18 protein-coding genes are annotated in these 23241 nt (G+C 71.3%); 11 read left to right on the top strand and 7 right to left on the bottom strand.

Translation table 11 applies throughout. The annotated features are described in order from the left end of the window. Positions 1 to 50: 50 nt before the first annotated feature. Both BK819_RS02810 and BK819_RS02805 read left to right on the top strand, forming a co-directional pair. The gene (locus BK819_RS02810) at positions 51 to 980 is read left to right on the top strand and encodes a M15 family metallopeptidase (protein ID WP_071328065.1); all 930 of its coding nucleotides are present in this window, start codon (positions 51 to 53) and stop codon (positions 978 to 980) included. Positions 981 to 1143: 163 nt separating this feature from the next. After that, entirely contained in the window at positions 1144 to 2307 is a 1164-nt protein-coding gene (locus BK819_RS02805) for an acyl-CoA dehydrogenase family protein (protein WP_062637336.1), read from the top strand. Between the two features lie 95 nt (positions 2308 to 2402). On the opposite strand, the gene BK819_RS02800 is transcribed toward BK819_RS02805, so the two are convergent. The 5 genes from BK819_RS02800 to BK819_RS02780 all read right to left on the bottom strand — a co-directional run bounded on the left by BK819_RS02800 (position 2403) and on the right by BK819_RS02780 (position 7199). Further along, on the bottom strand, positions 2403 to 3077 hold the full coding sequence (locus BK819_RS02800) for a GNAT family N-acetyltransferase (protein WP_071327762.1): 675 nt from the start codon (positions 3075 to 3077) through the stop codon (positions 2403 to 2405). A 126-nt stretch (positions 3078 to 3203) separates the two neighbouring features. Continuing rightward, on the bottom strand, positions 3204 to 4079 hold the full coding sequence (locus BK819_RS02795; RefSeq protein ID WP_071327761.1) for a siderophore-interacting protein: 876 nt from the start codon (positions 4077 to 4079) through the stop codon (positions 3204 to 3206). Positions 4080 to 4090: 11 nt separating this feature from the next. Next, complete coding sequence (locus BK819_RS02790; RefSeq protein ID WP_071327760.1) at positions 4091 to 4909, bottom strand: energy-coupling factor transporter transmembrane component T; 819 nt, start codon at positions 4907 to 4909, stop codon at positions 4091 to 4093. After that, complete coding sequence (locus BK819_RS02785; RefSeq protein ID WP_071327759.1) at positions 4906 to 6573, bottom strand: ABC transporter ATP-binding protein; 1668 nt, start codon at positions 6571 to 6573, stop codon at positions 4906 to 4908. Before BK819_RS02785 ends, BK819_RS02790 begins: the two co-directional genes overlap by 4 nt. Before the next feature lie 80 nt (positions 6574 to 6653). Then, entirely contained in the window at positions 6654 to 7199 is a 546-nt protein-coding gene (locus tag BK819_RS02780; protein ID WP_060923064.1) for an ECF transporter S component, read from the bottom strand. 175 nt (positions 7200 to 7374) lie between these two features. Here BK819_RS02780 and BK819_RS02775 point away from each other — a divergent pair, with 175 nt between their 5' ends. From BK819_RS02775 to BK819_RS02745, 7 genes are all read left to right on the top strand, one after another. Then, positions 7375 to 10563 (top strand): S8 family peptidase, encoded by a 3189-nt coding sequence (locus BK819_RS02775; protein ID WP_071327758.1) that lies wholly within the window; start codon positions 7375 to 7377, stop codon positions 10561 to 10563. A gap of 225 nt (positions 10564 to 10788) precedes the next feature. Further along, positions 10789 to 13074, top strand: a complete 2286-nt coding sequence (locus tag BK819_RS02770; RefSeq protein ID WP_025104668.1) for a carbon starvation CstA family protein — start codon at positions 10789 to 10791, stop codon at positions 13072 to 13074. 1 nt (position 13075) lies between these two features. Continuing rightward, on the top strand, positions 13076 to 13321 hold the full coding sequence (locus BK819_RS02765; protein ID WP_083391627.1) for a YbdD/YjiX family protein: 246 nt from the start codon (positions 13076 to 13078) through the stop codon (positions 13319 to 13321). A 29-nt stretch (positions 13322 to 13350) separates the two neighbouring features. Continuing rightward, entirely contained in the window at positions 13351 to 14532 is a 1182-nt protein-coding gene (locus BK819_RS02760) for a sensor histidine kinase (protein ID WP_071327757.1), read from the top strand. An 8-nt stretch (positions 14533 to 14540) separates the two neighbouring features. Beyond that, on the top strand, positions 14541 to 15260 hold the full coding sequence (locus BK819_RS02755) for a LytTR family DNA-binding domain-containing protein (RefSeq protein WP_071327756.1): 720 nt from the start codon (positions 14541 to 14543) through the stop codon (positions 15258 to 15260). Continuing rightward, positions 15257 to 15631, top strand: coding sequence for a heavy metal transporter (locus BK819_RS02750; protein ID WP_071327755.1), 375 nt, complete (start codon positions 15257 to 15259; stop codon positions 15629 to 15631). The genes BK819_RS02755 and BK819_RS02750 overlap by 4 nt, the downstream gene beginning before the upstream one ends. Then, on the top strand, positions 15628 to 17085 hold the full coding sequence (locus BK819_RS02745) for a cation acetate symporter (protein ID WP_071327754.1): 1458 nt from the start codon (positions 15628 to 15630) through the stop codon (positions 17083 to 17085). The genes BK819_RS02750 and BK819_RS02745 overlap by 4 nt, the downstream gene beginning before the upstream one ends. A gap of 389 nt (positions 17086 to 17474) precedes the next feature. Here BK819_RS02745 and BK819_RS02740 read toward each other — a convergent pair whose 3' ends face one another. Then, positions 17475 to 18392, bottom strand: a complete 918-nt coding sequence (locus tag BK819_RS02740) for a pirin family protein (RefSeq protein ID WP_071327753.1) — start codon at positions 18390 to 18392, stop codon at positions 17475 to 17477. Further along, positions 18389 to 18757 (bottom strand): GNAT family N-acetyltransferase, encoded by a 369-nt coding sequence (locus BK819_RS02735; protein ID WP_071327752.1) that lies wholly within the window; start codon positions 18755 to 18757, stop codon positions 18389 to 18391. Before BK819_RS02735 ends, BK819_RS02740 begins: the two co-directional genes overlap by 4 nt. A gap of 105 nt (positions 18758 to 18862) precedes the next feature. On the opposite strand from BK819_RS02735, the gene recQ reads away from it, so the two are divergent. Both recQ and BK819_RS02725 read left to right on the top strand, forming a co-directional pair. Next, entirely contained in the window at positions 18863 to 20890 is a 2028-nt protein-coding gene (gene recQ, locus BK819_RS02730; protein ID WP_071327751.1) for a DNA helicase RecQ, read from the top strand. A 235-nt stretch (positions 20891 to 21125) separates the two neighbouring features. Next, complete coding sequence (locus tag BK819_RS02725) at positions 21126 to 23189, top strand: acyl-CoA dehydrogenase (RefSeq protein WP_071327750.1); 2064 nt, start codon at positions 21126 to 21128, stop codon at positions 23187 to 23189. Positions 23190 to 23241: the final 52 nt, after the last annotated feature.

The following is a 23241-nucleotide window of genomic DNA, read 5'->3' as shown; positions in this document are numbered from 1 at the left end:
ATCCAAGTCAAGCGAGTATGGCATCGATGTTCGAATGGAAGAATGGGCGCATGCCCACCTCGCCGTACGCTCAGCATGCGGCGCCGCGTTCCCCGATCCTCGGCCCCGCTCTGCCGGTCGGGCTGGCGGTGACCGCGCTGGGGGTGGTGCTGTCCCTCACCGGCGCGGCCGCGACCCCCGTGGCGTCGGAACCGCTCCCGCGCCCTGTCGCGGTGATGCAGGTGCCCGCGGTGCAGAACGCGGCGACACCCGCGGCCGATCCCTGCGCCGACACCGCGGTGCAGGAGGCGATCGCCGCGGGCGACGACGCCACCACGGTGGCCGCCTTCGGCGGCGGGGTGCCCTTCCGCGAAGCCGTGGTCGCCGGGAACGCGCCCTGTGTCTCGCTCAGCGATCCCGCCCGGATCTGGGTGGTGGTGAACAAGGGGCGCCCGCTCGATCCGGCCGCCTACGAGCCCGCGGAACTGGGCCAGGTGCCGCTGCAGATGACGACGCCGTCGGGCCGCGTGCGCGCGGAGGTCGCCGACGCGGTCGGGCGCATGGCGGATGCTGCCGCCGCCGCGGGGGTCGGGCGCATCGGCGCGAACAACGGCTACCGTTCCTACGGGCTCCAGGTCGCGACCTATGGCGCCCACGTGCGGGACCAGGGGCAGGCCGACGCGGACGCCGGCTCGGCACGCCCGGGGCACAGCGAGCATCAGACCGGTCTCGCCCTCGACGTCGTGGCCTGCGATGCCGGGTGCGGCGGCCTCGACGGCTTCGGGGCGACGCGGCAGAGCGAGTGGGTGGCCGCGCACGCCTGGGAGTACGGGTTCATCGTGCGCTATGAGCAGGTCGGCACCCCCGTCACCGGGTACGCTCCGGAGCCCTGGCACCTGCGCTACGTCGGCACGGAGCTCGCGGAGGCGTACCACGAGGGGGGTTTCCACACCCTCGAGGAGTTCTTCGGCCTGCCCGCCGCCCCCGACTACGCGCACTGATCGGCGCGTCCGCGACGTCGCTCGGCGTGCGCTGAGGCATCCCACAAACGCGGTACCCAGTCCCACTCGGGATGGGATGCATTCTCACAATCGCCTGTCCTGCCCCGTGTTCCCGCCGTAGACTCGCCGGAGCAACGACGCACGACACGTTCGGGAGGACGGCATGGAACGCGACATCTACGAAGAGGATCACGAGGCCTTCCGCGACCTCGTCAAGGACTTCGTCAAGCGCCACGTCACGCACGAGGCCATCGAGAAGTGGGATGCCGCCGGCGAGGTGGACCGCGCCACGATGCGCGCCGCCGGTGAGGCCGGCATCATCGGGCTCTCCGTGCCCGAGGAGTTCGGCGGCGCCGGGATGCTGCAGGACTACCGCTTCCGCGCGATCGTGAACGAAGAGGTCATCGCGGCCGGGGCGGGCTCGCTCGCCGGGGCCTTCGGCATCCAGGACGACCTGGCCGTGCCGTACCTCGTGCACATGGGCACGCAGGAGCAGAAGGAGAAGTGGCTGCCCCGCATGGCCACCGGCGAGGTCGTCGGCGCGCTCGCCATGACCGAGCCCGGCGCGGGCTCCGACCTCCGCGGCATCAAGACCACGGCGAAGAAGGTCGACGGCGGCTACCTCGTCAACGGTGCCAAGACGTTCATCTCGTCGGGCGCGACCGCCGACCTCGTCGTGACCTTCGTCAAGACGGGCGAGGGCAACCGGCCCGACGCGTTCAGCCTCGTCCTCATCGAGAAGGGCATGGAAGGGTTCGACAACGGCAAGAAGCTCTCGAAGATGGGCTTCCACGGTCACGACACCGCCGAGCTGTCGTTCAGCGACGTGTTCGTGCCCGAGGAGAACCTCATCGGCGGCGTCGAGGGCAAGGGCTTCATCCAGCTCATGATGAACCTCCCGCTCGAGCGCCTCTCGATCGGCGTGGCCGGAGCCGCCGCCGCGCAGGCCGCGCTCGACTGGACCGTCGCCTACACGAAGGACCGCGAGGCCTTCGGGGAGCGCATCATCGACTTCCAGAACAGCCGCTTCACCATCGCCGACATGTCCGCCACGGTCGACGCGCTGTGGGCCTTCATCGACCGCGCGCTGCTGGCCTACAAGGACGGCAAGCTCTCGGCCGAAGAGGCCGCGAAGGTCAAGTTCTGGGCGACCGAGCGGGAGTGGGAGGTGCTCGACGCCGGCGTGCAGCTCCACGGCGGCTACGGCTACATCACGGAGTACCCCATCGCCCGTGCCTTCCTCGACGCCCGCGTGCACCGCATCTACGGCGGCACGAACGAGATCATGCGCGAGATCGTCGGGCGTCAGATCGCCGGCAAGCGCTGACGTCTCCGGGCACAGCTTCGGAGATTCCCCTCGGCACGCCGGGGCGGCCTCGTCCGCCCCGGCGTGCCGTGCTGTGACTCCGAAGTCGTGCCCGGTCAGGGGATGAGCATGAGCCGGAGGGTGTCGAACCCGTCGAGCGTGACGGCGCCACCGAGCAGGGCGAGATTCTGCTCGCGGACCGCCTCGAAGCGATCCCTGGTCATCGAGTAGTTGTGGTGCGGGGTCGCCGCGTTCTCGCGGACCACCATCGTCGTGCCGTGGGGACGGTAGCCGACCCTCCGGGAGATTGCGTTCGAGGCGGCGTTGTCTGCGAAGGCGCCCGAGGTCACCTCTCGTGCCCCCAAGCCGTCGAACAGTGCGAAAAGCATCAAAGCTCTCATCCGTGTGCCGATGCCGCGGCCCTGATACTCGATACCGAGCCAGGAGCCCGTCTCCGCTCGGTGCCGCATGCCCCAATCGTCGGCGCTCACGCCCTGGACACCGACGAGGATGCCGTCCACCAGCACCCCGAGTTCGAGCATGAACCGTTCGGGAGCGATCTGGGAGCGGGCGTGCCACTGGTACGACAGGAGTCGGCGTACAACGGTGTCCGTGTCACCGCGAGTCCAGGGGACGGCGAAGGGCATCCGGCCCGGATCGTGCACGCCGCGTGCGGCGAGGTCGCCCAGGGTGACCAGCAGATCGTCATCCAGCCACCGCAGTTCGAGGTCTCCGGCACGCGCTCGCACCCCCGCGGCGGGCCAGCGGCGAACCAGGTCGGCGGCTGTCATCGCCACAGTATGGCATCGCTCCACACGCCGGTCTCCGGGCACAACTTCGGAGATTCCGGACGACATGCCGGGGCAGCCTCTTCCGCCCCGGCGTGTCGTGCCCTGTCTCCGAAGTCGTGCCCGGCCTCAGGCGAGGGGCTCGGCGGCGGCTTCGCGTGCGGCCTTCGAGGCGGGGGAGGCGGCGCCGATCTTCCAGTAGCCGCAGAAGCTGACGGCGTTCTTGTCGACGCTGCGCTCGCCGACGAGCTGCTTGCGGACGCCGGAGGCCAGGGCCTGCTCGCCGGCCGCGTACGCGTGGAACGGAGCATCGGGCAGAGCGGTGCGAGCGAGGGCGTCCAGGGCGAGAACCCCGGGCGGGATCTCGTGCGGCCGCACGATCCACACCACGTCGAGCCCCGACGGATGCGCGAACTCCAGGGCGTCCTCCGCGGACGGGACCTCGATGATCGCCGTGCCCGCGGCGTTGGCCGGCAGGGAGGCGCTGATCGACGCGATCGCAGGGAGGGCGGTCTCGTCGCCCACGAGCACCACCCGGTCGGTGCCCCGCTCGGGGTTGAACGTCAGGCCCTCGTCGATGATGAGGACGTGCTCGCCGGGGGCGCAGGTCTCCGCCCATCGGGAGGCCGGACCGGCGGTGCCGTCGGCCGCCGAGCCGTGCAGCACGAAGTCGACGTCGAGCTCGGCGCCGGTCTCGGGCGTGGCCGGGCGGTACGCGCGCACGGTGTAGTTGCGCATCACGGGGCGCTCGCCGTCGGGGATGCGGAGGAACTTCAGATACCCGAGCATCCGGTTCGCCTTGGCGGGCACCCGCTCGAGCCCGGCCTCCCCGCCGATCGGCAGGAACAGCCGGAACCACTGGTCGTAGCCCATCGGACGGAAGCGGTCGATCTCGCCGCCGCCCAGGGTCACCCGCACCCAGTGCGGCGCGAGCCGTTCGGTGCGGAGCACGGTGAGGTGCAGGAGCTCGGCCGTCTCCGGCTTGACCATCTTGCTGAATGCCATGCGGGCACCTTTCAGGGGAGCTGCCAGGGGAAGAAGACGACGAAGATCGCGGCCGACACGGCGAGCATGACCACGGTGAAGACGGTGTCCCTCGCGCGGAACGGCACGAGGTGCCGCTCCGTCCGGGTCGGATGCGCGCCGAACGCCCGGGAGTCCATCGCGAGGGCGACGCGCTCCGCGTGCCGGATGGCGCCCGCGAGCAGCGGGACGATGTAGCCCCACCCGCGCGCGATCCGGGCGAACGGGCCGCGGCCGCCGTGCGAGCCGCGCACCCGGTGCGCGGCGCGGATGACGGCGAGCTCATGGCCGAAGCGGGGCACGAAGCGGAAGGCGGCCAGGGCCGTGTAGCCGATGCGGTACGGCACGCGCAGCTGCTGCACGCTCGCACGCACGAGGTCGGAACCGCTGGTGGTGAGGCCGCCGACGAGCGCGAGCGCGACGATCGAGCCGAGTCGGAGCGCCGTGGCGGACCCGATGAGGAGGGCGCCGCCGTAGAGGGTCCAGTCGCCGATCGTCACGACGGGGGTGGTGTCGGCGACCAGGGCCGCGTCGACCCACAGCGAGAAGCCGACGCCGATCGCGACCATGCCCACGGGCAGGCCGAGCAGGAGCAGCGCGAGGAGGCGCCCCGTCACCCGCGCCCCGACGAGGATGAGGGCGTAGGCGAGCACGAGGAAGGCGGCGGGGGTGGCCAGGTCCCGCACGAAGACGAGGAGCAGCATCGCGGGGGCGAACCCGGCGACCTTCGCCAGCGGGTTGAGGCCGTAGAGGAACTGCCGCCGCGAGGTGGCCGTGAGCGGCGCATACGGATCGAGCGTGGTCATCGTCATGGCGACACCTCCCACCCGGCCGCGGTGAGCACACGCTGCAACGCGGGGACGCGCAGGCCGGCGGAGGGGAGGATCGCGGGATCGGCGAACAGTGCCGCCGTCGGACCGGCGGCCCGGACCTGCCCGTCGGCGAGGACGACCGTGTCGGTGGCGTGCTCGGCGACGAGCTGCAGGTCGTGGGTGACGATGACCACGGTCGTGCCGTCCGCCCGCAGGCTCTCCAGCAGCGCCAGGAGCTCGGCCGCCCTGGCGCGGTCCTGCCCGAAGGTGGGCTCGTCGAGGGCGAGGACACGGGGGCGGCTGATGAGGGCGGTGCCGACCGAGAGCCGTCGCTTCTCACCGCCGGAGAGGAGGAACGGGTGCACCCCGGCCTTGTGCGACAGCCCGAACCGCTCCAGCATCTCCGCCACCCGCGTGCGGACCTCGTCGTCCGGCACGTGGCGCAGGCGGAGACCGTGGGCGAGCTCGTCGAACACGGTGGCGGCGATGAACTGGTGCTCCGGGTTCTGGAACACGAAGCCGATGCGCGCCGCGAGTTCCCGAGGCGAGGCCGTCCCGGGGTCGATGCCGTCGACGGAGACCCGACCCCTCGGCGGCGGCACGACCCCGGCGAGAGCCTGGATCAGCGTCGTCTTGCCCGCCCCGTTCGCCCCGACGATCGCGGTGAGGCTCCCGGCGGCGATGTCGAGGTCGACCCCGTGCAGGATCTCGGTGCGGCGCCGTGCGACCGTGAGGCCGCGGGCCCGGATGATGGGCTCCCGGTCGGCGGGGCGAGGATCGCCGACCGGCACCGAGGACGCGGCGCGGGGGCCGGGAGGAAGTGCGGCGGCCAGCGCCTCGGGCGTCAGTGGCAGCGGGTCGAGGACGATCCCCCGGTCGCGGAGGCGGAGCGCGGCGAGCGTCGCGGCGGGCAGCCAGACTCCCATCGCCACGAGCTCGTCGGCGTGTGCGCGGATGGTCTCGGCCGCCGGACCGTCGAAGACCACCCGGCCCTCGCGGTCGAGCACGATGGTGCGCGTGACGAAGCGCATCGCGGCGTCGAGGTTGTGCTCGACGAGGAGGATGGCCCGGTCCCCGGCGGCCACGACCTCGGTCAGCGCCGCGTACACGTCGTCGATCCCCTGCGGGTCGAGGTTCGCGGTCGGCTCGTCCAGCACGATGAGCGGAGAGCCCATCGCGAGGGCGCAGGCGATGGCGAGACGCTGCCGCCCCCCGCCGGACAGGTGGTCGGGGTTATCGTCGCGGCGCTCCCACAGGCCGACGCGCCGCAACGCGTCCTCCACGCGGGCCCGCACGGTCTCCACCGGGAGCAGGAGGTTCTCCGGGCCGAAGGCCACCTCGTCGTACACCGTCCCTGTGACGATCTGCGCGTCCGGATCCTGGAAGACCATGGCGACGTGCGTGCTGAGCGTCGCGGTGTGCGCGGTGGTGGTGTCGATGCCGCCGGCCTCGACGGTGCCGGTCATGGTCGCGGGGAGCGCATGCGGGATGAGGCCGTTGAGAGCGAGCGTGAGCGTCGACTTCCCGGAACCGGACGGGCCGAGCAGCAGCACGACCTCGCCGGGATCGATGTCGAAGGTCACATCGCGGGGCGACGGGTGCACGGCGTCCGCGTGGGTGAGGGTCAGCTCGCGCACGCGGAGGAGGGGTGCGGATGGGCGCACGGCACGTCCCTGGTTCGACGGAGGGTGTGCCTCTAACTTAGCTGAGCCTTACCTGTGCTGCCAGCGGGCCCGGTGCGTGATCAGCGGCGCGCGACGCCGGCGGTGCGCAGCGCCGAACCGATGGCGAGGCCGATCGCCGTCCAGGCCACCGGGCCGAGCACGGAGATCGTCAGGTACAGCAGCTGGGCCCAGAGCGGCATGACCGCGAGGTTCGCTGCGAAGAACACCGCCACCGCCACGACGACGCCGATCACGACCGCCGAGACGAAGAACCGCCAGGCGCCCCAGGAGCGATAGCGGGTGAGGGCGGCGACACCCTCCTGGATGAGACCGAAGAGCAGCGCCGTGCCGATGAACCGCAGCGACCACGCCGGGTTGAAGGCGCTCGCGATGAGGGCGGCGAACACGTGCGTGATGAGCGCCACGAACGGCAGCCGCAGCACCTCCTGCGCGATGATGCCCGGCAGCACGTGCGAGCCCAGCACGAGGCCGTAGAGGAACAGCAGCGGGCTGGCCAGGAGGAGGGGAGTGACCCATCCGGCGATGCCGCCGAGGATGCCCGTGGCGACGCCGATCGCCGCGCAGATCAGCAGCACTCTGGTCGACAGGACGGAGGTTCGGGCCACGTCTCCAGCCTACTGGCGACATTCGGAGAGTCGGCCGCCGTCCATCCTGACCGATCGGCACGATCGGGGGCGACCATCGTTCAGTTCTCGATCCGGCGCCGAACGGCGGGGCTATCGTGAGCCGCGGTGCGGCGACGACGCGGCATCGGGATCATCGGATCATCAGGAGCGAGATATGGGTCGAACACCCCTTCGGATCGCAGCAGCCACCACCCTGGCGACGCTGTTCATCGCATCGACGGCAACCGCAGGCCACGCAGCGACCGGGGAGGTGACGCACCCCGTTCCGGTCGCGGGGACCCCCGGGCACTACATCGTGATCATGAAGGCCGATCCCCTCGCCAGCTACGAAGGCGACGTCAAGGGCCTGAAGGCGACGAAGCCTGACGAGGGCGAGCAGCTCGAGACGCAGTCGCAGGACGCGCGGCGCTACGTCAAGCACCTCGAGTCCGAGCAGAAGAGCCTCATCAACGACGTCGGCGTCACCCCGGACACGACCTACCAGGTCGTGCTCAACGGTTTCAGCGCCGACCTCTCGGGTGAGCAGGTGGACCGGCTCCGCGCCTCGAAGGACGTCCTCGGGGTGTATCCGGACGAGATCCGTCATCCTGATGCGCAGACCTCGACCGACTACCTCGGTCTCGGCGACGACCGCAAGGGCCGCGGCGGGGTGTGGCAGCAGACCGGAGGCGTGAAGAAGGCCGGCGAGGGCGTCGTGGTGGGTGTGATCGACACGGGCATCGCTCCCGAGCACCCCTCGTTCGAGGGCAAGAAGCTCAAGCAGCAGAAGAAGCAGAACAGCCGGCACAAGGGCACGGACCCGTACACCGACGGCACCTACGTCTACTTCGACAAGTCCGACGGCGGACAGTTCCGCGGCGCGATGGTCGATGGTCAGGACTGGGACGAGCGCGACTACTCGACGAAGCTCATCGGCGGGCAGTACTTCTTCGCGGGAGCCCAGGCGGCCGGGTTCGACTTCCAGTACGACTACCTCTCCCCGCGCGACGGCGACGGTCACGGCTCGCACACGGCGAGCACCGCCGCAGGCAACTTCGGAGTGGACGCCGCGATCGAGGGCGTCGACTTCGGAACGGTCTCCGGCGTCGCCCCCGGGGCGAAGGTCGCGGCCTACAAGGCCTGCTACGTCGGCCCGGACACGACCGTGACCACGGATGACATCTGCGCGCTGAGCGACCTCGTGGCCGCGATCGATCAGGCGGTGGCGGACGGTGTCGACGTGATCAACTACTCGATCGGCGGCGGCGCCGCGAGCACCGTGATGGCTCCCGAGGACCTCGCGTTCCTCAACGCCGCGGCCGCCGGTGTCTTCGTCGCGACCAGCGCCGGCAACGACGGCCCCGATCCGGTCACCGCCGACCACGCCTCGCCGTGGTACACCACGGTCGCCGCCTCCACCATCCCCACGTGGGAGGGAACCGTGCAGTTCGACGGCTTCGAGCAGGCCGGCGCCTCGGTGACCGTCCCGTTCGGTGAGAGCGTCTCCGGACCCTCCATCGCCGCCGTGGATGCCGCGGCGTCCGGTGCGGCGGATGCGCAGCTGTGCCTGCCGGGCACCCTCGACCCGGCGAAGGTCGCCGGACACATCGTCGTCTGCGACCGCGGCGGCAACGCCCGCGCGGAGAAGTCCCAGGTCGTGAAGGCCGCCGGGGGCATCGGGATGGTCCTGGTGAACGTGCCCGGCGGTGCGGACTCCCTCGACAACGACTTCCACGCCGTGCCCACCGTGCACCTGAACGCCGTGCACCACGCGGCCGTGCTCGCCTACGTGCAGGGCGGTGTCGATCGGCCGATCACCCTCGTCGGCGAGAACACCACCGGTGTGACCACGCCGACCCCGCAGATCGCGGGCTTCTCGAGCCGCGGACCGATGCTCGCCGACGGCACCGACGTCCTCAAGCCGGACATCGCCGCTCCGGGAGTGGCGATCCTCGCCGCCACGCACAACGCCCCGGGTGAGGACCCGACCTTCGGCATCCTCTCCGGGACGTCGATGGCCTCCCCGCACATCGCCGGCCTCGGCGCGCTGTACCTCGGCGAGCATCCGCGGGCGACCCCGGGCGAGATCCGTTCGGCCCTGATGACGACCGCGTTCGACACCGTGCTGCCCGACGGCTCGAAGAACACCAATCCATTCGAGCAGGGAGCAGGGCAGGTCGACGCGACGCGGTTCCTGAACCCGGGTCTGCTCTACCTCAACGGCTTCAAGGACTGGGCGGCCTTCCTCGACGGGAAGGGGCTGTCGGACTTCCCCGGCATCGACCCCATCGACGGCAGCGACCTGAACCAGGCATCGATCTCGATCGGGTCCCTGGCCAGCGCGCAGACCGTCACCCGCTCGGTCACGTCGACCGAGAAGGGCGTGTTCACGGCGAAGGCCTCCGTCCCCGGCGTGAACGTCACCGTCACGCCGTCCCAGCTCGCCTTCGACAAGCCCGGGCAGACGAAGACCTTCACGGTCACGTTCGACAGCACCACCGCGCCGGTCGAGCAGTGGGCCACGGGTTCGCTCACCTGGACGAGCAAGAAGAACACGGTGCGCTCGCCGATCGCGGTGTTCCCGGTCACGGCGGATGCCCCGGCCGAGGTCACCGGCAGTGGCGTCGACGGCAGCACGACCGTCGACATCATCCCCGGCCTCGACGGAGACCTGGCGCTGGGCGTCTCGGGTCTCACGCCGTTCCAGCTCCTCAGCGACCCGGACAACCCCGTCGAGGGGCACTCCGGGAACGAGAACTCGGGCGACGCGAACAAGGACGTGTCCTGGATCGTGGACGTGCCGGAGGGGGCCACCCTCTCGCGGTTCGACCTCGACTCGTCCGACGACGAGGGCAGTGACCTCGACCTCACCGTCTACCGGGTCGTGAGCCCCGACGACCTGCGCTACTACGAGCGCTGGCAGTCGGCGACGGGCTCGGCCGACGAGCAGGTGACGATCCCCGCACCGACCGCGGGCACCTACCTCGTCGTGGCGAACGTGTACTCCACGACCGGGCCGATGACGTGGGACATGACCCACGCCTCCGTGCTCCCGGACGGGGAGGGCTCGTTCACCGCGACGCCGAACCCGATCGCCGCGGTCCGCGGCGAGAAGACGAGCTATGAGCTGAGCTGGACCGGTCTGACCGCCGGGACCCGCTACCTCGGACTCGTCCAGTACGGCGACTCGGCCGTGCGCACCGTGGTGACGGTCACGACGCCCGCGGACGCCGCGCCGAAGCAGCCGACCCCCGCGCCGAAGCCGTCGCCGACTCCCGAGCCGACGCCGACCCCGGATCCGACTCCGACGCCGGGGCCGACTCCCGAGCCGACCGCGCCTCCGGAGACCGACGCCCCCGGGTGATCCGGGAGCGTCTGCACGACCCGGTCACGGCCGCACGAGGGAATCCCTCGTGCGGCCGTGCCGTCGTATCCAGGTCGTGCAGACGTGCCGGGGCGAGGACGGCCGGGCATCCGTTCGTCGCACGACCCCCGCCGCTCGTCGCAGCGTCCCCGGATCCGGAAGCGACAGCGGCACGCACTCTCTACCGTGGGGAGACGCAATGATGCGCCCCCAGAGGAGAACCCCATGACCGCACCTTCGTCGCGCCGCCGCGACGGCGCCGGGCTCGTCGACGACGACCCCGTCATCGAGACCGACCCGAACCTCCCACCCGTCGCCCTCTCCGCGGAGCACGAGGCCAAGAGCCGCCGCTGGACCCTGCCGAAGATCCTGCTGTGGACGGCCATCGCCCTCCTCGGCGGCGTCGCCTGGGTGATGCTCGCCATCGTGCGCGGCGAGACCGTGAACGCGATCTGGTTCGTGTTCGCCGCCGTCTGCACCTACCTGATCGGCTACCGCTTCTACTCCAAGGTCATCGAGCGGTACATCACCCGCCCCGACGACCGCCGCGCCACGCCCGCCGAGGTGAAGCAGGACGGCAAGGACTACGTCCCCACCGACCGCCGGGTGCTCTACGGTCACCACTTCGCCGCCATCGCCGGCGCCGGACCCCTCGTCGGCCCCGTGCTCGCGGCGCAGATGGGCTACCTCCCCGGCACCATCTGGATCATCGTCGGCGTCGTGCTCGCGGGAGCCGTGCAGGACTACACGGTGCTCTTCTTTTCGATGCGGCGCGGCGGTCGGACCATCGGACAGATGGCGCGGCAGGAGCTCGGCAAGATCGGCGGCACCGCGGCGATCATCGCCTCGCTGCTCATCATGCTCATCATCGTCGCGATCCTCGCGCTCGTCGTCGTGAACGCTCTCGGCGAGAGCCCGTGGGGCGTCTTCTCCGTCGCGATGACCATCCCGATCGCCCTCTTCATGGGCGTGTACCTGCGCTACCTGCGCCCGGGCAAGGTGACCGAGGTCTCGATCATCGGCTTCGTGCTGCTCATGGCCGCGATCATCGGCGGTGGCTGGGTCGCCGGCACCGAGTGGGGTCAGGCGATCTTCCACCTCGACCGCACCACGATCGCGTGGGGCATCATCATCTACGGCTTCATCGCCGCGGTGCTGCCGGTGTGGCTGCTGCTCGCGCCGCGTGACTACCTCTCCACGTTCATGAAGATCGGCGTCATCGTGATGCTCGCCGGCGCGATCGTCCTCGTGCGTCCGGAGATCTCGGTCCCCGCGGTCAGCATCTTCGGCGAGAACGGCATGGGTCCGGTGTTCGCCGGGCCGCTCTTCCCCTTCCTGTTCGTGACGATCGCGTGCGGCGCGTTGTCCGGATTCCATGCGCTGATCGCGTCGGGCACCACACCGAAGCTCGTCGAGAAGGAGCGGCAGACCCGGTTCATCGGCTACGGCGGCATGCTCATGGAGTCGTTCGTCGCGATCATGGCCCTCGTCGCCGCGATCTCGATCGACCAGGGCATCTACTTCGCCATGAACGCCCCGGCCGCCGCGACCGGGGGCACCGTGGAGGGAGCGGTCGCCTTCGTGAACTCGCTCGGGCTGACCGGGGTGAACCTCACCCCCGACATGCTCACGGGCACGGCGGCCGCGGTCGGCGAGGAGTCGATCGTCTCGCGCACCGGAGGGGCTCCGACGCTGGCGCTCGGCCTCGCGCACATCATGCAGCAGGCCCTCGGCGGACAGGCGCTGATGGCGTTCTGGTACCACTTCGCGATCATGTTCGAGGCCCTGTTCATCCTCACGGCGGTGGACGCCGGAACCCGGGTCGCCCGCTTCATGCTGCAGGACTCGATCGGCGCCTGGTTCCCGAAGTTCCGCGACGTCTCCTGGCGCCCAGGGGTGTGGATCTGCACCGCGATCATGGTGGCCGGCTGGGGAGCGATCCTCATCCTCGGCGTCACCGACCCGCTCGGCGGCATCAACACCTTCTTCCCGCTGTTCGGCATCGCGAACCAGCTGCTCGCGGCGATCGCGCTCGCCGTGGTGCTGGCCATCGTCGCCAAGCGTGGTCGCAGCTACTTCCGGTGGCTGTGGATCATCGCGCTGCCGCTCGCCTTCACCGCGGTCGTCACCATCACGGCCTCGCTCTACAAGATCTTCTCGCCGGTGCCGGCGATCGGATACTGGGCGAATCACTTCCGCTACCTGGAGGCGCTGAACTCCGGTGACACCACGCTCGGCGCGCCGGAGGTGCTGCAGGCCGTCATCCGCAACACCGCGGTGCAGGGCACGCTGTCGATCATCTTCGTGGTGCTCGCGATCATCGTCATCGTCATGGCCGTCATCGCGACCGTGAAGGCGATCCGCAACGGCGGCGGCGAGAACACCGAGGACCCGCCCGTCCCGTCGCGCCGGTTCGCCCCGGCCGGGTTCCTCCCCGACGCGGAGGAGCGCGAGCTGGAGAAGCAGTGGGAGCCGATCCTCGCCGAAGAGCGCGCGGCGGCACGGCACTGAGATGACCCACGCGATGGATCGGACGGATGCCGCGACCTCCCCGCTGCGGGCGCTGTGGAGCGCCCTCGGCCGGGTCGGCCGCGGCATCCGCTGGTACATGACGACGCTGATGGGCGACACCGCGTACGCCACGTACGTCGCCCATCACCGGCGGCATCATCCGGACGAGGAGCCGCTGACGGAGCGGCAGTTCTGGCGTCAGCGGATGGACGACCAGGACCGCAATCCCGGTGCCCGCTGCTGCTGAGCCCGCCGGCGCGTCCCTAGGCTGAGCGCATGAACGACGTCGTCCTCGCCGCGATCCTCGGCGCGCTCGGCGGCATCGCCCTCACGGCGCTGCTGCTGCTCGCCCGGCGGTTCGCCCGCGGGTCTGCCGACCTCGGCAGCGAGGCGGAGCAGGGAGCGCTGCGGGCGCTGCATCAGGCGAGCCTCGCCGCCCCGCACCTCCGCGGCGGACTGACCGGGCCGGATGCCGTCAAGGCCGCCCGGCACCTGCGCGCCCTGCTGGGCAGCGCCGCGGTCGCCATCGTCGGCGAGGACGACACGGTCACCCTCGACGGCGCTGCGGACGGGCTCGAATCCGCCGCCGTGCGCATCGCCGCCCAGGTGCGCGCGTCCGGGCGGAGGCAGGTGTTCCCCTCGCCCGCCCGGACGGACGACCTGGAGGCGGTCGGCGCGCCCATCCTCGTCGACGGGGTGACGGTCGGGGTGGTCGTCGCCTTCGCGTCCCCGGTGCGGGCCGCGCTCGTACGGGCGGCGGAGGAGGTCGCCGACTGGTGTGCGGCGCAGGTCGAGCTCGGCGGACTCGAGGCCTCCCGCACCCAGCTCGCCGAGGCGGAGCTCCGGGCTCTGCGCGCCCAGATCTCCCCGCACTTCATCTACAACGCCCTCACCGCGATCGCCTCGTTCATCACGACCGACCCGGACCGGGCCCGGGACCTCGTGCTCGAGTTCGCCGACTTCACCCGCTACTCCTTCCGCCGGCAGGGAGAGTTCACCACGCTCGCGGAAGAGCTGGGCAGCATCCACTCGTACCTCGAACTGGAGCGGGCGCGGTTCGGCGACCGCCTGCGGGTGACGCTGCAGATCGCGCCGGAGACCCTCGCGACGGTCATCCCCTTCCTCTCCGTGCAGCCGCTCGTGGAGAACGCGGTGCGGCACGGCCTGGAGCCGGGGGAGGGCGGCGGCGAGATCCGCATCACCTCCCGCGACGACGGCACGCACACCGAGATCCTCGTCGAGGACGACGGCGTGGGAATGGACCCGGACGGCCTGCGCGCGCTGCTCACGGCGCGCGAGGAGGGCGGTCACGTGGGCCTGCGGAACGTCGACACCCGGCTCCGCCAGGTCTACGGCAGCGGGGGCGGTCTGGTCGTGGAGACCAACGCCGGCGCGGGTACCCTGGTGCGCATGCGAGTCCCGAAATCGCAGCCCCTCCACGACCCGGACGACGACTGAGGAGCGGCATGATCGACGTCCTCGTCGCCGACGACGAGCAGCCGGCCCTCGACGAGCTCGTGCACCTGCTGCGCGCCGACCCGCGCATCGGTGAGATCCTCACCGCGGGCAACGGCGCCGACGCGCTGCGTCAGCTCTCCGCGCGTGCGGTGCGGATCGCCTTTCTCGACATCCACATGCCCGGCCTTCTCGGCACCGAGCTCGCCCGCGCGCTCCTCGGTCTCGCGGAACCGCCCGCGGTCGTGTTCGTCACCGCCGACGAGGCCCGCGCGGTCGAGGCGTTCGAGCTGCGCGCGGCGGACTACCTCCTCAAGCCGGTCCGGCGGGAACGGCTGCGGAGCGCGGTGGACAGAGTGGTCGCGCAGGAGGCCGCGCCGCGCGGCGAGGACGAGGTGCTGCCGGTGACCGTGGGCGCATCCGTGCGGTTCGTGCGGCGCAGCGACGTGCGTTGGGTGCAGGCGCAGGGCGACTACGCGCGGCTGCACACCGAGGACGACGGTCCCGGCCACCTCGTGCGCATCCCGCTCTCCGAGCTCGAGACGCGGTGGGCGCCGGCCGGATTCCTCCGCATCCACCGTTCCACCCTCGTCCGGATGGTCGCGGTGACCGAGGCGCGGCTGTCGGGCGGGGATCCCGTCGTGGTCGTCGGCACGACCGTGCTGCCGGTGAGCAGGAGGCTCGTCGCGGCGGTGCGGGAGGCTCTCGTGCGCGGAGAGGGGTCCGGATGACCGAGGTGCCGAAGCGGGTGCGGGTCACCGCGGACACTCCGCCCCGTCGCTCCTCCGCCGCCACCCGGGGGATCGCGCTGCCCGGAGCCCCGGTCGCGGAGGCCGACGCCGTCTACGCCCGTGCCCTGATGCGCAGTCAGCTCCGGCTCGCCCTCGGCACCGTCGCCGGCTTCGTGGTTGTCGTCGTCGCCCTGGCGCTCGGGATCGCGCTCATCCCCGAGGTCGACGCCGTCGTCCTCGGCGGGCTGCCGCTGTCGTGGCTCCTCCAGGCCTTCGCGTTCTACCCGGTGATCCTCGTGTTCGCGGTGCTGTACGTGCGTACGGCGGTCCGCAACGAGCGGCGGTACCGCGCCCTGCGGGACCGCGAGTGAACGCCGTGCTCGACCTCGTCGGGGTCGCCCTGGTCGTGATCGCCACCCTCCTCATCGGCGTGTACGGGCTGCGCGTGTCGCGCACGACGAGCGACTTCTTCGTGGCGTCGCGGACGGTGCGTCCGGTCTGGAACGCCTCGGCCATCAGCGGCGAGTACCTCTCCGCGGGTACCTTCCTCGGCCTCTCCGGGCTCGTGCTGCTGGACGGCGCCCGCGGGTTCTGGTTCCCCATCGGGTACGCCGCGGGGTACCTGCTCGTGCTCGTCTTCGTGGCCGCGCCCCTGCGCCGCAGCGGGGCGTACACGATCCCCGACTTCGTCGAGGCCCGGCTCGACTCGACCGCCGCGCGCCGCGTCACCAGCCTCGCGGTGCTCATCATCGGCTGGCTCTACATCGTGCCGCAGCTGCACGGCGCGGGCATCACGCTCGTCGTGGTCGCCGGGCTGCCGGAGTGGGTCGGCGCCGTGACGATCGCGGTGCTCGTGGCGGCGGCGGTCGCGGCGGGCGGCATGCGTGCGATCACCTTCGTGCAGGCGTTCCAGTACTGGCTCAAGCTCACGGCACTCCTCGTGCCGGTGGTGTGCATCGCGTTCGCCCTGAGCGGCGGCCCGCACGACGTCGATCCCGCCCTCGTCTTCCCCGCCGAGGCCGGGCCGTCCGGCTTCGACGCCTACGAGACCGCGTCGCTGCTGCTCGCGCTGCTCCTCGGCACGATGGGCCTGCCGCACGTCCTGGTGCGGTTCTACACCAGCCCGACCGGAGCCTCCGCGCGGCGGACCACCGTGATCGTCATCGCCATGGTGAGCGCGTTCTACGCCGTGTCGAGCGCGATGGGGCTCCTGGCGCGGATCGCCGCGCCGGACCTCGCGCAGCCGGGGATCGCCGACACCGTGGTGCTGCAGCTCCCGTCGCGGGTGTTCCCCGGGCTCGCGGGTGAGCTGCTGACGGCGCTCATCGTCGCCGGGGCCTTCGCCGCGTTCCTGGCGACCTCGGCCGGACTCGTGGTCTCGCTCGCGGGGGTCATCAGCCAGGACGTCTTCTCCGGCTCCGTGCGCTCCTTCCGGCTGTCCGCGGTGCTGTGTGCGCTCGTGCCGCTGGGGGTCGCGCTGCTCACGGTGCCCGCGGGACTTGTGTCGAGCGTGGGGGTGGTGTTCGTCGTGGCGGCGTCGACGCTCTCGCCCGTGGTGCTGCTGGGCGTGTGGTGGCGGGGTCTCACCGCGCGCGGGGCGGTCGCGGGCATGGTGTCCGGCGGTGTCGCGACCGGGCTCGCCCTGCTCGTGCACGCCGCGGTGGACGGGGTCGGCGTCGCGGCACCGTACCTCGCGCAGCCCGCCGCCTGGACGATCCCGCTGGCGACCGGAGTCACGGTGGCCGTGTCGTTGCTCGACCCTCGAGGGCCCTCGCCCCGCACGGACCGCTTCCTCGCCCGCGTGCACACCCCCGACCGCGCCTGAGTTTGCTTCTGCTTCCTGTCCTGCTTCCTGCCCCTGCTTCCGGGAACAGGCGATCACGCGGGTTCAGGCAGGTGAAAGCCCATCGAGCCTGAGCCAGCGTGAGTGCCTGAAGAGCGGGGTCGGTGTGGTCGGGTTTGGGGGCTTCAGCGCGACGGCAGGCACGGGCGCGAGAACAGGCAGGGAGGATCAGGAGTGCCTGTTCTGGCGGGAGTGCCTGTGTTGGCGTGGATGCCTGTTCAGGCGCGTCAGCGGGGTTGCGCGCGAGGGCAGGCAGTGGAGTGAGATCAGGCAGGGAGAGTCATGAGTGCCTGAATCAGCGGGAGTGCCTGTTCTGGCGGGAGTGCCTGGATCAGCGGGAGTGCCTGTGGGGAGCGGGTGCGGGAGTGGGGTCAGAGGGTGCGGCTGCGCGGCATCAGGCGCACCGGGGGGAGCGGCGGCGCGGGGATGCGCTGGTCGTGCCCCTCGACGACGCCGAACCGGGGGGATGCGGCCTCCCAGTCCTCGCGGGCGGCGGCGATCTCGTCGTGGGAGCGCCCGGCGAAGTTCCACCACATGACGATCTCGTCCTCGAACGGCTCACCCCCGAGGAGGAACAGCAGCCCGCCTTCGCTGCTGGTCACCTCGACGCCGTCGCGGGAATCGCCGAGGTAGATCATGTCGTTGCGGGTCATCGCGTGCTCGGGGACGGCGGCGTCGCCCTCGACGAGGAGCAGCGCGTGCTCCCACTCCGGTCGCAGCGGCAGGCGCACCGTGGTTCCGGCCGGCACGACGATCTCCGCCCCGACGATCGGCGTGTGCACGGTCGCCGGCGAGTGCACGCCCGCGAACTCGCCGAGCACGACCGTGGCCGTGGCGTCCGATCCGGTCGCGGCCGGGAGGGTCGTCGTCGGCAGGTCGGTGTGCCGCTCGAAGCCGCCGTCCCCGTGGCGCGCGGACTCCGGGAGCACGACCCAGAACTGCAGCGCATCGAGCGGAACGGGCTCGTCGCCGATGGAGTACTCCGAGTGCGAGATGCCGTTGCCCGCCGTCATGAGGTTGAGCTGTCCGCGCCGGAGGTCGGCATCGCTGCCCAGCGAATCACGGTGCCGGATCTCGCCGACCAGCGGCCAGGTCACGGTCTGCAGACCGATGTGCGGATGCGGCTCGACCCGCATCCGGGTCTCGGCCGGGCCGAACCGGTCCAGGAAGCACCAGGCGCCGATGGTGGGGAGGTTGCGATGCGGCAGCACCCGCAGCACCTCCATGCCGCGCACACCGCCGAGCGGCACCGCCCGGGGTTCGAGGACGAGGCGGCGCTGCCCGATCATTCCGCCCTGCCCGTGGGGTCCTCGTCCGCGCCGGCCGACTCCTTCTGCACCGGGCCGTCCGCCGTCGAGCCCGGGCGCTGCGGCCAGCGGATCTCGGCGCCGGGCACCTCGTGCGTCTGAAGGTACTTCGCGATGTACGGGCAGAGCGGCACGATCGCGTCGCCCGTCGACGCCACGTCGGTCAGCGCCGCCGCGGCGAGCTTCCCGGCCAGGCCCTGGCCCTGGAAAGCGGGGTCGATCTCGGTGTGCAGGAAGCGGATCGCGCCGGGGCGGGTGTCGAACTCGGCGAACCCGGCCAGCACGTCATCGGAACGGATCTCGTAGCGGGAGGCCTCGTCGTTGCGGGTCACGGTGATGTCGGTCATCGGATGCTCCTTCCGGCGTCTGGAACCAACCTACGCCCGGGATCGACAGTGCGGGCCTGTGGACGTCGCCGTGCCGCTGTCCGTCGGGGTGATTACGCTGGAGGGATGCCGCAGACTCCCCGAGATCCGTACGACGGATGGATCCCCGAGCCGGACGCGGCATCCGACCAGCCCTGGGACGACGGGTGGGAGCCGACCGAGCCGCCGGAGCCGATGGACTGGGAGCCGCAGGAGGCTGGCTTCGAGCCGCCCCTCGACTGGGGGCCGGGTCCGACGACTGCGGTGACCACCGCGCCGGCCGTCCGCCGCGCCGCGCCCAGCCGGTATGCGACGGCCCGCGAGGCACTGCACACCGTGTTCGGCTACGACGACTTCCGCGGCGACCAGGCGGCCATCGTCGAGCAGGTCATCGGCGGCGGCGACGCCGTCGTCCTGATGCCCACCGGCGGCGGCAAGAGCATCACGTATCAGGTGCCCGCGCTCGTGCGCGAAGGCACCGGACTGGTCATCAGCCCGCTCATCGCGCTCATGCACGACCAGGTCGATGCGCTGCGCGCCAACGGCGTGAAGGCCGCGTACCTCAACTCCACCCAGTCGATCGAGGAGCGCCGCGAGGTCGAGCGCGCCTATGTCGCCGGGGAGCTCGATCTCCTCTACGTCGCCCCGGAGCGGCTGTCGGGCGCGCAGACCACGTCCCTCCTGCAGCGCGGCACGCTCAGCGTCATCGCGATCGACGAGGCGCACTGCGTGTCGCAGTGGGGTCACGACTTCCGACCCGACTACCTCGCCCTCGGCGACCTGGGCGAGCGGTTCCCCGGCGTCCCGCGCATGGCCCTGACCGCCACCGCGACGCGGGCCACGCACAAGGAGCTCACCGAGCGCCTGCACCTCGACGCGGCGAAGCACTTCGTGGCGAGCTTCGACCGCCCCAACATCCAGTACCGCATCGTCCCGAAGGTCGATCCCCGCAAGCAGCTCGTGCAGTTCATCCGGTCGCAGCCGGAGGGGGCGGCGGGCATCGTCTACGCGCTCACCCGCAAGTCCGTCGAGCAGACGGCGACGTATCTCGCCGCGCAGGGTCTCGACGCGTTGCCATATCACGCCGGTCTGCCCGCCGAGGTGCGGGCGGCGAACCAGTCGCGCTTCCTCCGTGAAGACGGCGTCGTGATGGTGGCCACCATCGCGTTCGGCATGGGGATCGACAAGCCCGACGTGCGCTTCGTCGCCCACATCGATCTGCCGAAGTCGGTCGAGGGGTACTACCAGGAGACCGGCCGCGCCGGCCGTGACGGCGAGCCGTCCGTGGCGTGGATGGCGTACGGGCTCGGCGATGTCGTGCAGCAGCGCCGTCTGATCGATCAGAGTCCCGGCGACCGCACCTTCAAGATGCGGATGGGGCAGCACCTCGACGCGATGCTCGCGCTGTGCGAGACCGTGGCGTGCCGTCGGCAGAACCTCCTCGGGTACTTCGGCCAGGACTCGCAGCCGTGCGGCAACTGCGACACGTGCCTCGACGACACGGCGACCTTCGACGGGCTCGTCCCCGCGCAGAAGCTGCTGTCCACGATCGTGCGGCTCAAGCGGGAGCGGAATCAGGCGTTCGGCGCGGGCCACCTCATCGACATCCTCCGCGGGGCCTCGACCGAGCGCATCCGCCAGCAGCGGCACGACGCCCTCGCGACCTACGGCATCGGCGCCGACCTCTCCGACCAGGACTGGCGGAGCGTGGTACGCCAGCTCCTCGCCCGGGGCATCCTCGTCGCGCAGGGCGACTACGGCACGCTCGCCCCCGGAGAGGCCGCGGCGGGGGTGCTGCGCGGCGAGACCGCGGTTCCGCTCCGGAAAGACACGATCGGGCGCCCGTCGTCGCCGTCTCGCGCCCGGAAGGCGAGTGCCGCCGACGCCCTCGACGCCGGAGACCGGGAGCTGTTCGAGGCGCTGCGGGCCTGGCGGACTGAGATCGCCAGGGAACAGGGCGTCCCCGCGTACATCGTCTTCGGCGATGCCACGCTCCGTGCTCTCGCGGAGCATCGGCCCACGTCGCACGCCGACCTCGACGGCATCACCGGCATCGGTGCGAAGAAGCGCGAGGCCTACGGCGACGGCGTCCTCGCCGTGATCGCCGCCTCCTGACCCCGACCCACCCCCTTCCGCGCGAGCCACCCCTTTGCGGACGCTCGCAGGGGGCCGGGACGCACGGAAGAGGGTGGGTCGACGGAGCTACGCGGCGGAACCTGTCGCGAGCCGACAACGACGGGCGCGGACGGGGCGGCCGATGGTTGGAGGATGCGGACAGGGGACTTCGTGCCGTTTTGTCGCACACCTACCATGAGAGGCATCCACTTTCGTCTCTCCGAGAGGAACGCTCATGGTCGACGCCGCCGTCCGCCCTTCGACGACACCTGACCCGCGCGAGAGCGCGACCGCCCCGCGGATCGATGTCGCCCGCCTGAACGACGCCCTCATGGGCACCTGGGGCGACGTGCGCCGCCAGGCCCGCGAGATGATCAAGGACTCCGCGTTCTGGCGGAAGGACGAGCTCGGCAAGGACGACCACCGCGAGCGCGTGCTCAGTCAGCTCCACCTCCTCGTCGACAACAAGGCCGTGCACCGGGCGTTCCCGAAGCGCTTCGGCGGCGAGGAGAACAACGGCGGCAACATCGCCGGTTTCGAGGAGCTCGTCGCCGCCGACCCGAGCCTGCAGATCAAGTCGGGCGTGCAGTGGGGGCTCTTCGGCTCCGCGATCCTGCAGCTCGGCACGAAGGAGCACCACGACAGGTGGCTCCCCGGTGTCATGGACCTGTCGATCCCCGGCGCGTTCGCGATGACCGAGATCGGGCATGGCTCCGACGTCGCCGCGGTCGGCACCACCGCCACCTACGACCCGGAGACGGAGGAGTTCGTCATCCACACGCCGTTCCGGGGAGCCGTGAAGGAGTACCTCGGCAACGCGGCGCTGCACGGCATCGCGGCGACGGTCTTCGCCCAGCTCATCACCAACGGGGTCAACCACGGCGTGCACTGCTTCTACGTGCCCCTGCGCGGCGAGGACGGCGTGGATCTGCCGGGCATCGGGCGCGAGGACGACGGCCTCAAGGGTGGACTGAACGGCATCGACAACGGCCGGCTCTCCTTCGACCAGGTGCGCATCCCGCGCACGAACCTGCTGAACCGCTACGGCGACGTCGCCGCGGACGGCACCTACTCGAGCGCGATCGACAGCCCCGGCCGCCGCTTCTTCACGATGCTCGGCACCCTCGTGCAGGGACGCGTCTCGCTCGACGGCGCCGCCTCCTGGGCCTCCGCGCTCGGCCTGCACATCGCGATCACCTACGCCACGCAGCGTCGCCAGTTCGACGGTGCGGACGGGCAGGAGGTCGTGCTGATGGACTACGGCAAGCACCAGCGCCGTCTGCTCCCGCGCCTGGCCACGACGTATGCGCAGATCTTCGCGCACGACGAGTTCCTGCAGAAGTTCGACGGCGTCTTCTCCGGTCGCACCGACACCCCGGACGACCGGGAGGACCTGGAGACGCTCGCGGCGGCGCTCAAGCCGCTGTCGACCTGGCACGCGCTCGACACCCTGCAGGAAGCCCGCGAGGCGTGCGGCGGTGCCGGCTTCATGTTCGAGAACCGGCTCGTCGGACTCCGTGCCGACCTCGACATCTACGTCACGTTCGAGGGCGACAACAACGTCCTGCTCCAGCTCGTGGGCAAGCGGCTGCTGACCGACTACGCGAAGCAGTTCCAGGGCAAGGACGCGGCGGCGCTCGCGCGCTACGCCGTGGGGATGACCGCCGGCAAGGTGTTCCACGGCGCCGGCCTCCGTCAGCTCGGTCAGGCGGTGACCGACTTCGGTCAGGTCGCCCGGTCGGTGGAGCGCGGACTGCGCGAGGAGCAGCAGCACGACCTCCTCGCGGGCCGCGTGCAGCAGATGGTCGCCGACATCGCGACCCGGCTGCGTGCCGCCGGCAAGGACAAGGCGCTCGGGGCGCGGCTGTTCAACGAGAACCAGGCCGAGCTCATCGAGGCGGCCAGGGCGCACGGCGAGCTGCTGCAGTGGGAGGCCTTCACCGACGCCGTCCACGCGATGGACGACGCCGAGACGAAGAAGGTCATGACCTGGCTACGTGACCTCTTCGGTCTGCAGCTCATCGAGAAGCACCTCGCCTGGCACCTCATCCACGGACGGCTCTCCACCCAGCGGGCGGCGGCGGTGTCGAGCTACATCGATCGACTGTGCGCGCGGCTGCGTCCGTACGCCCTCGACCTCGTGGACGCGTTCGGCTACGAGCCCGAGCACGTGCGGGCCCCCATCGCGAGCGGCGCGGAGAAGCAGCGGCAGGACGAGGCCCGTGCGTACTACGCCGACCTCGAGGCCAGCGGTCAGGCTCCCGTCCTGGAGAAGACCCTCAAGCGGCAGAAGCGCTGAGCGGTCGGCCCGGGCTGTCCCCACGGCCCGGGCCCTCCGGACAGCGGATTCA

This window comes from Microbacterium sp. LCT-H2 (genome assembly GCF_001866135.1).
Taxonomy (GTDB): domain Bacteria; phylum Actinomycetota; class Actinomycetes; order Actinomycetales; family Microbacteriaceae; genus Microbacterium.
Note: the sequence above shows the minus strand (reverse complement) of the source record. Positions and strands in the feature narration are given on the sequence as shown.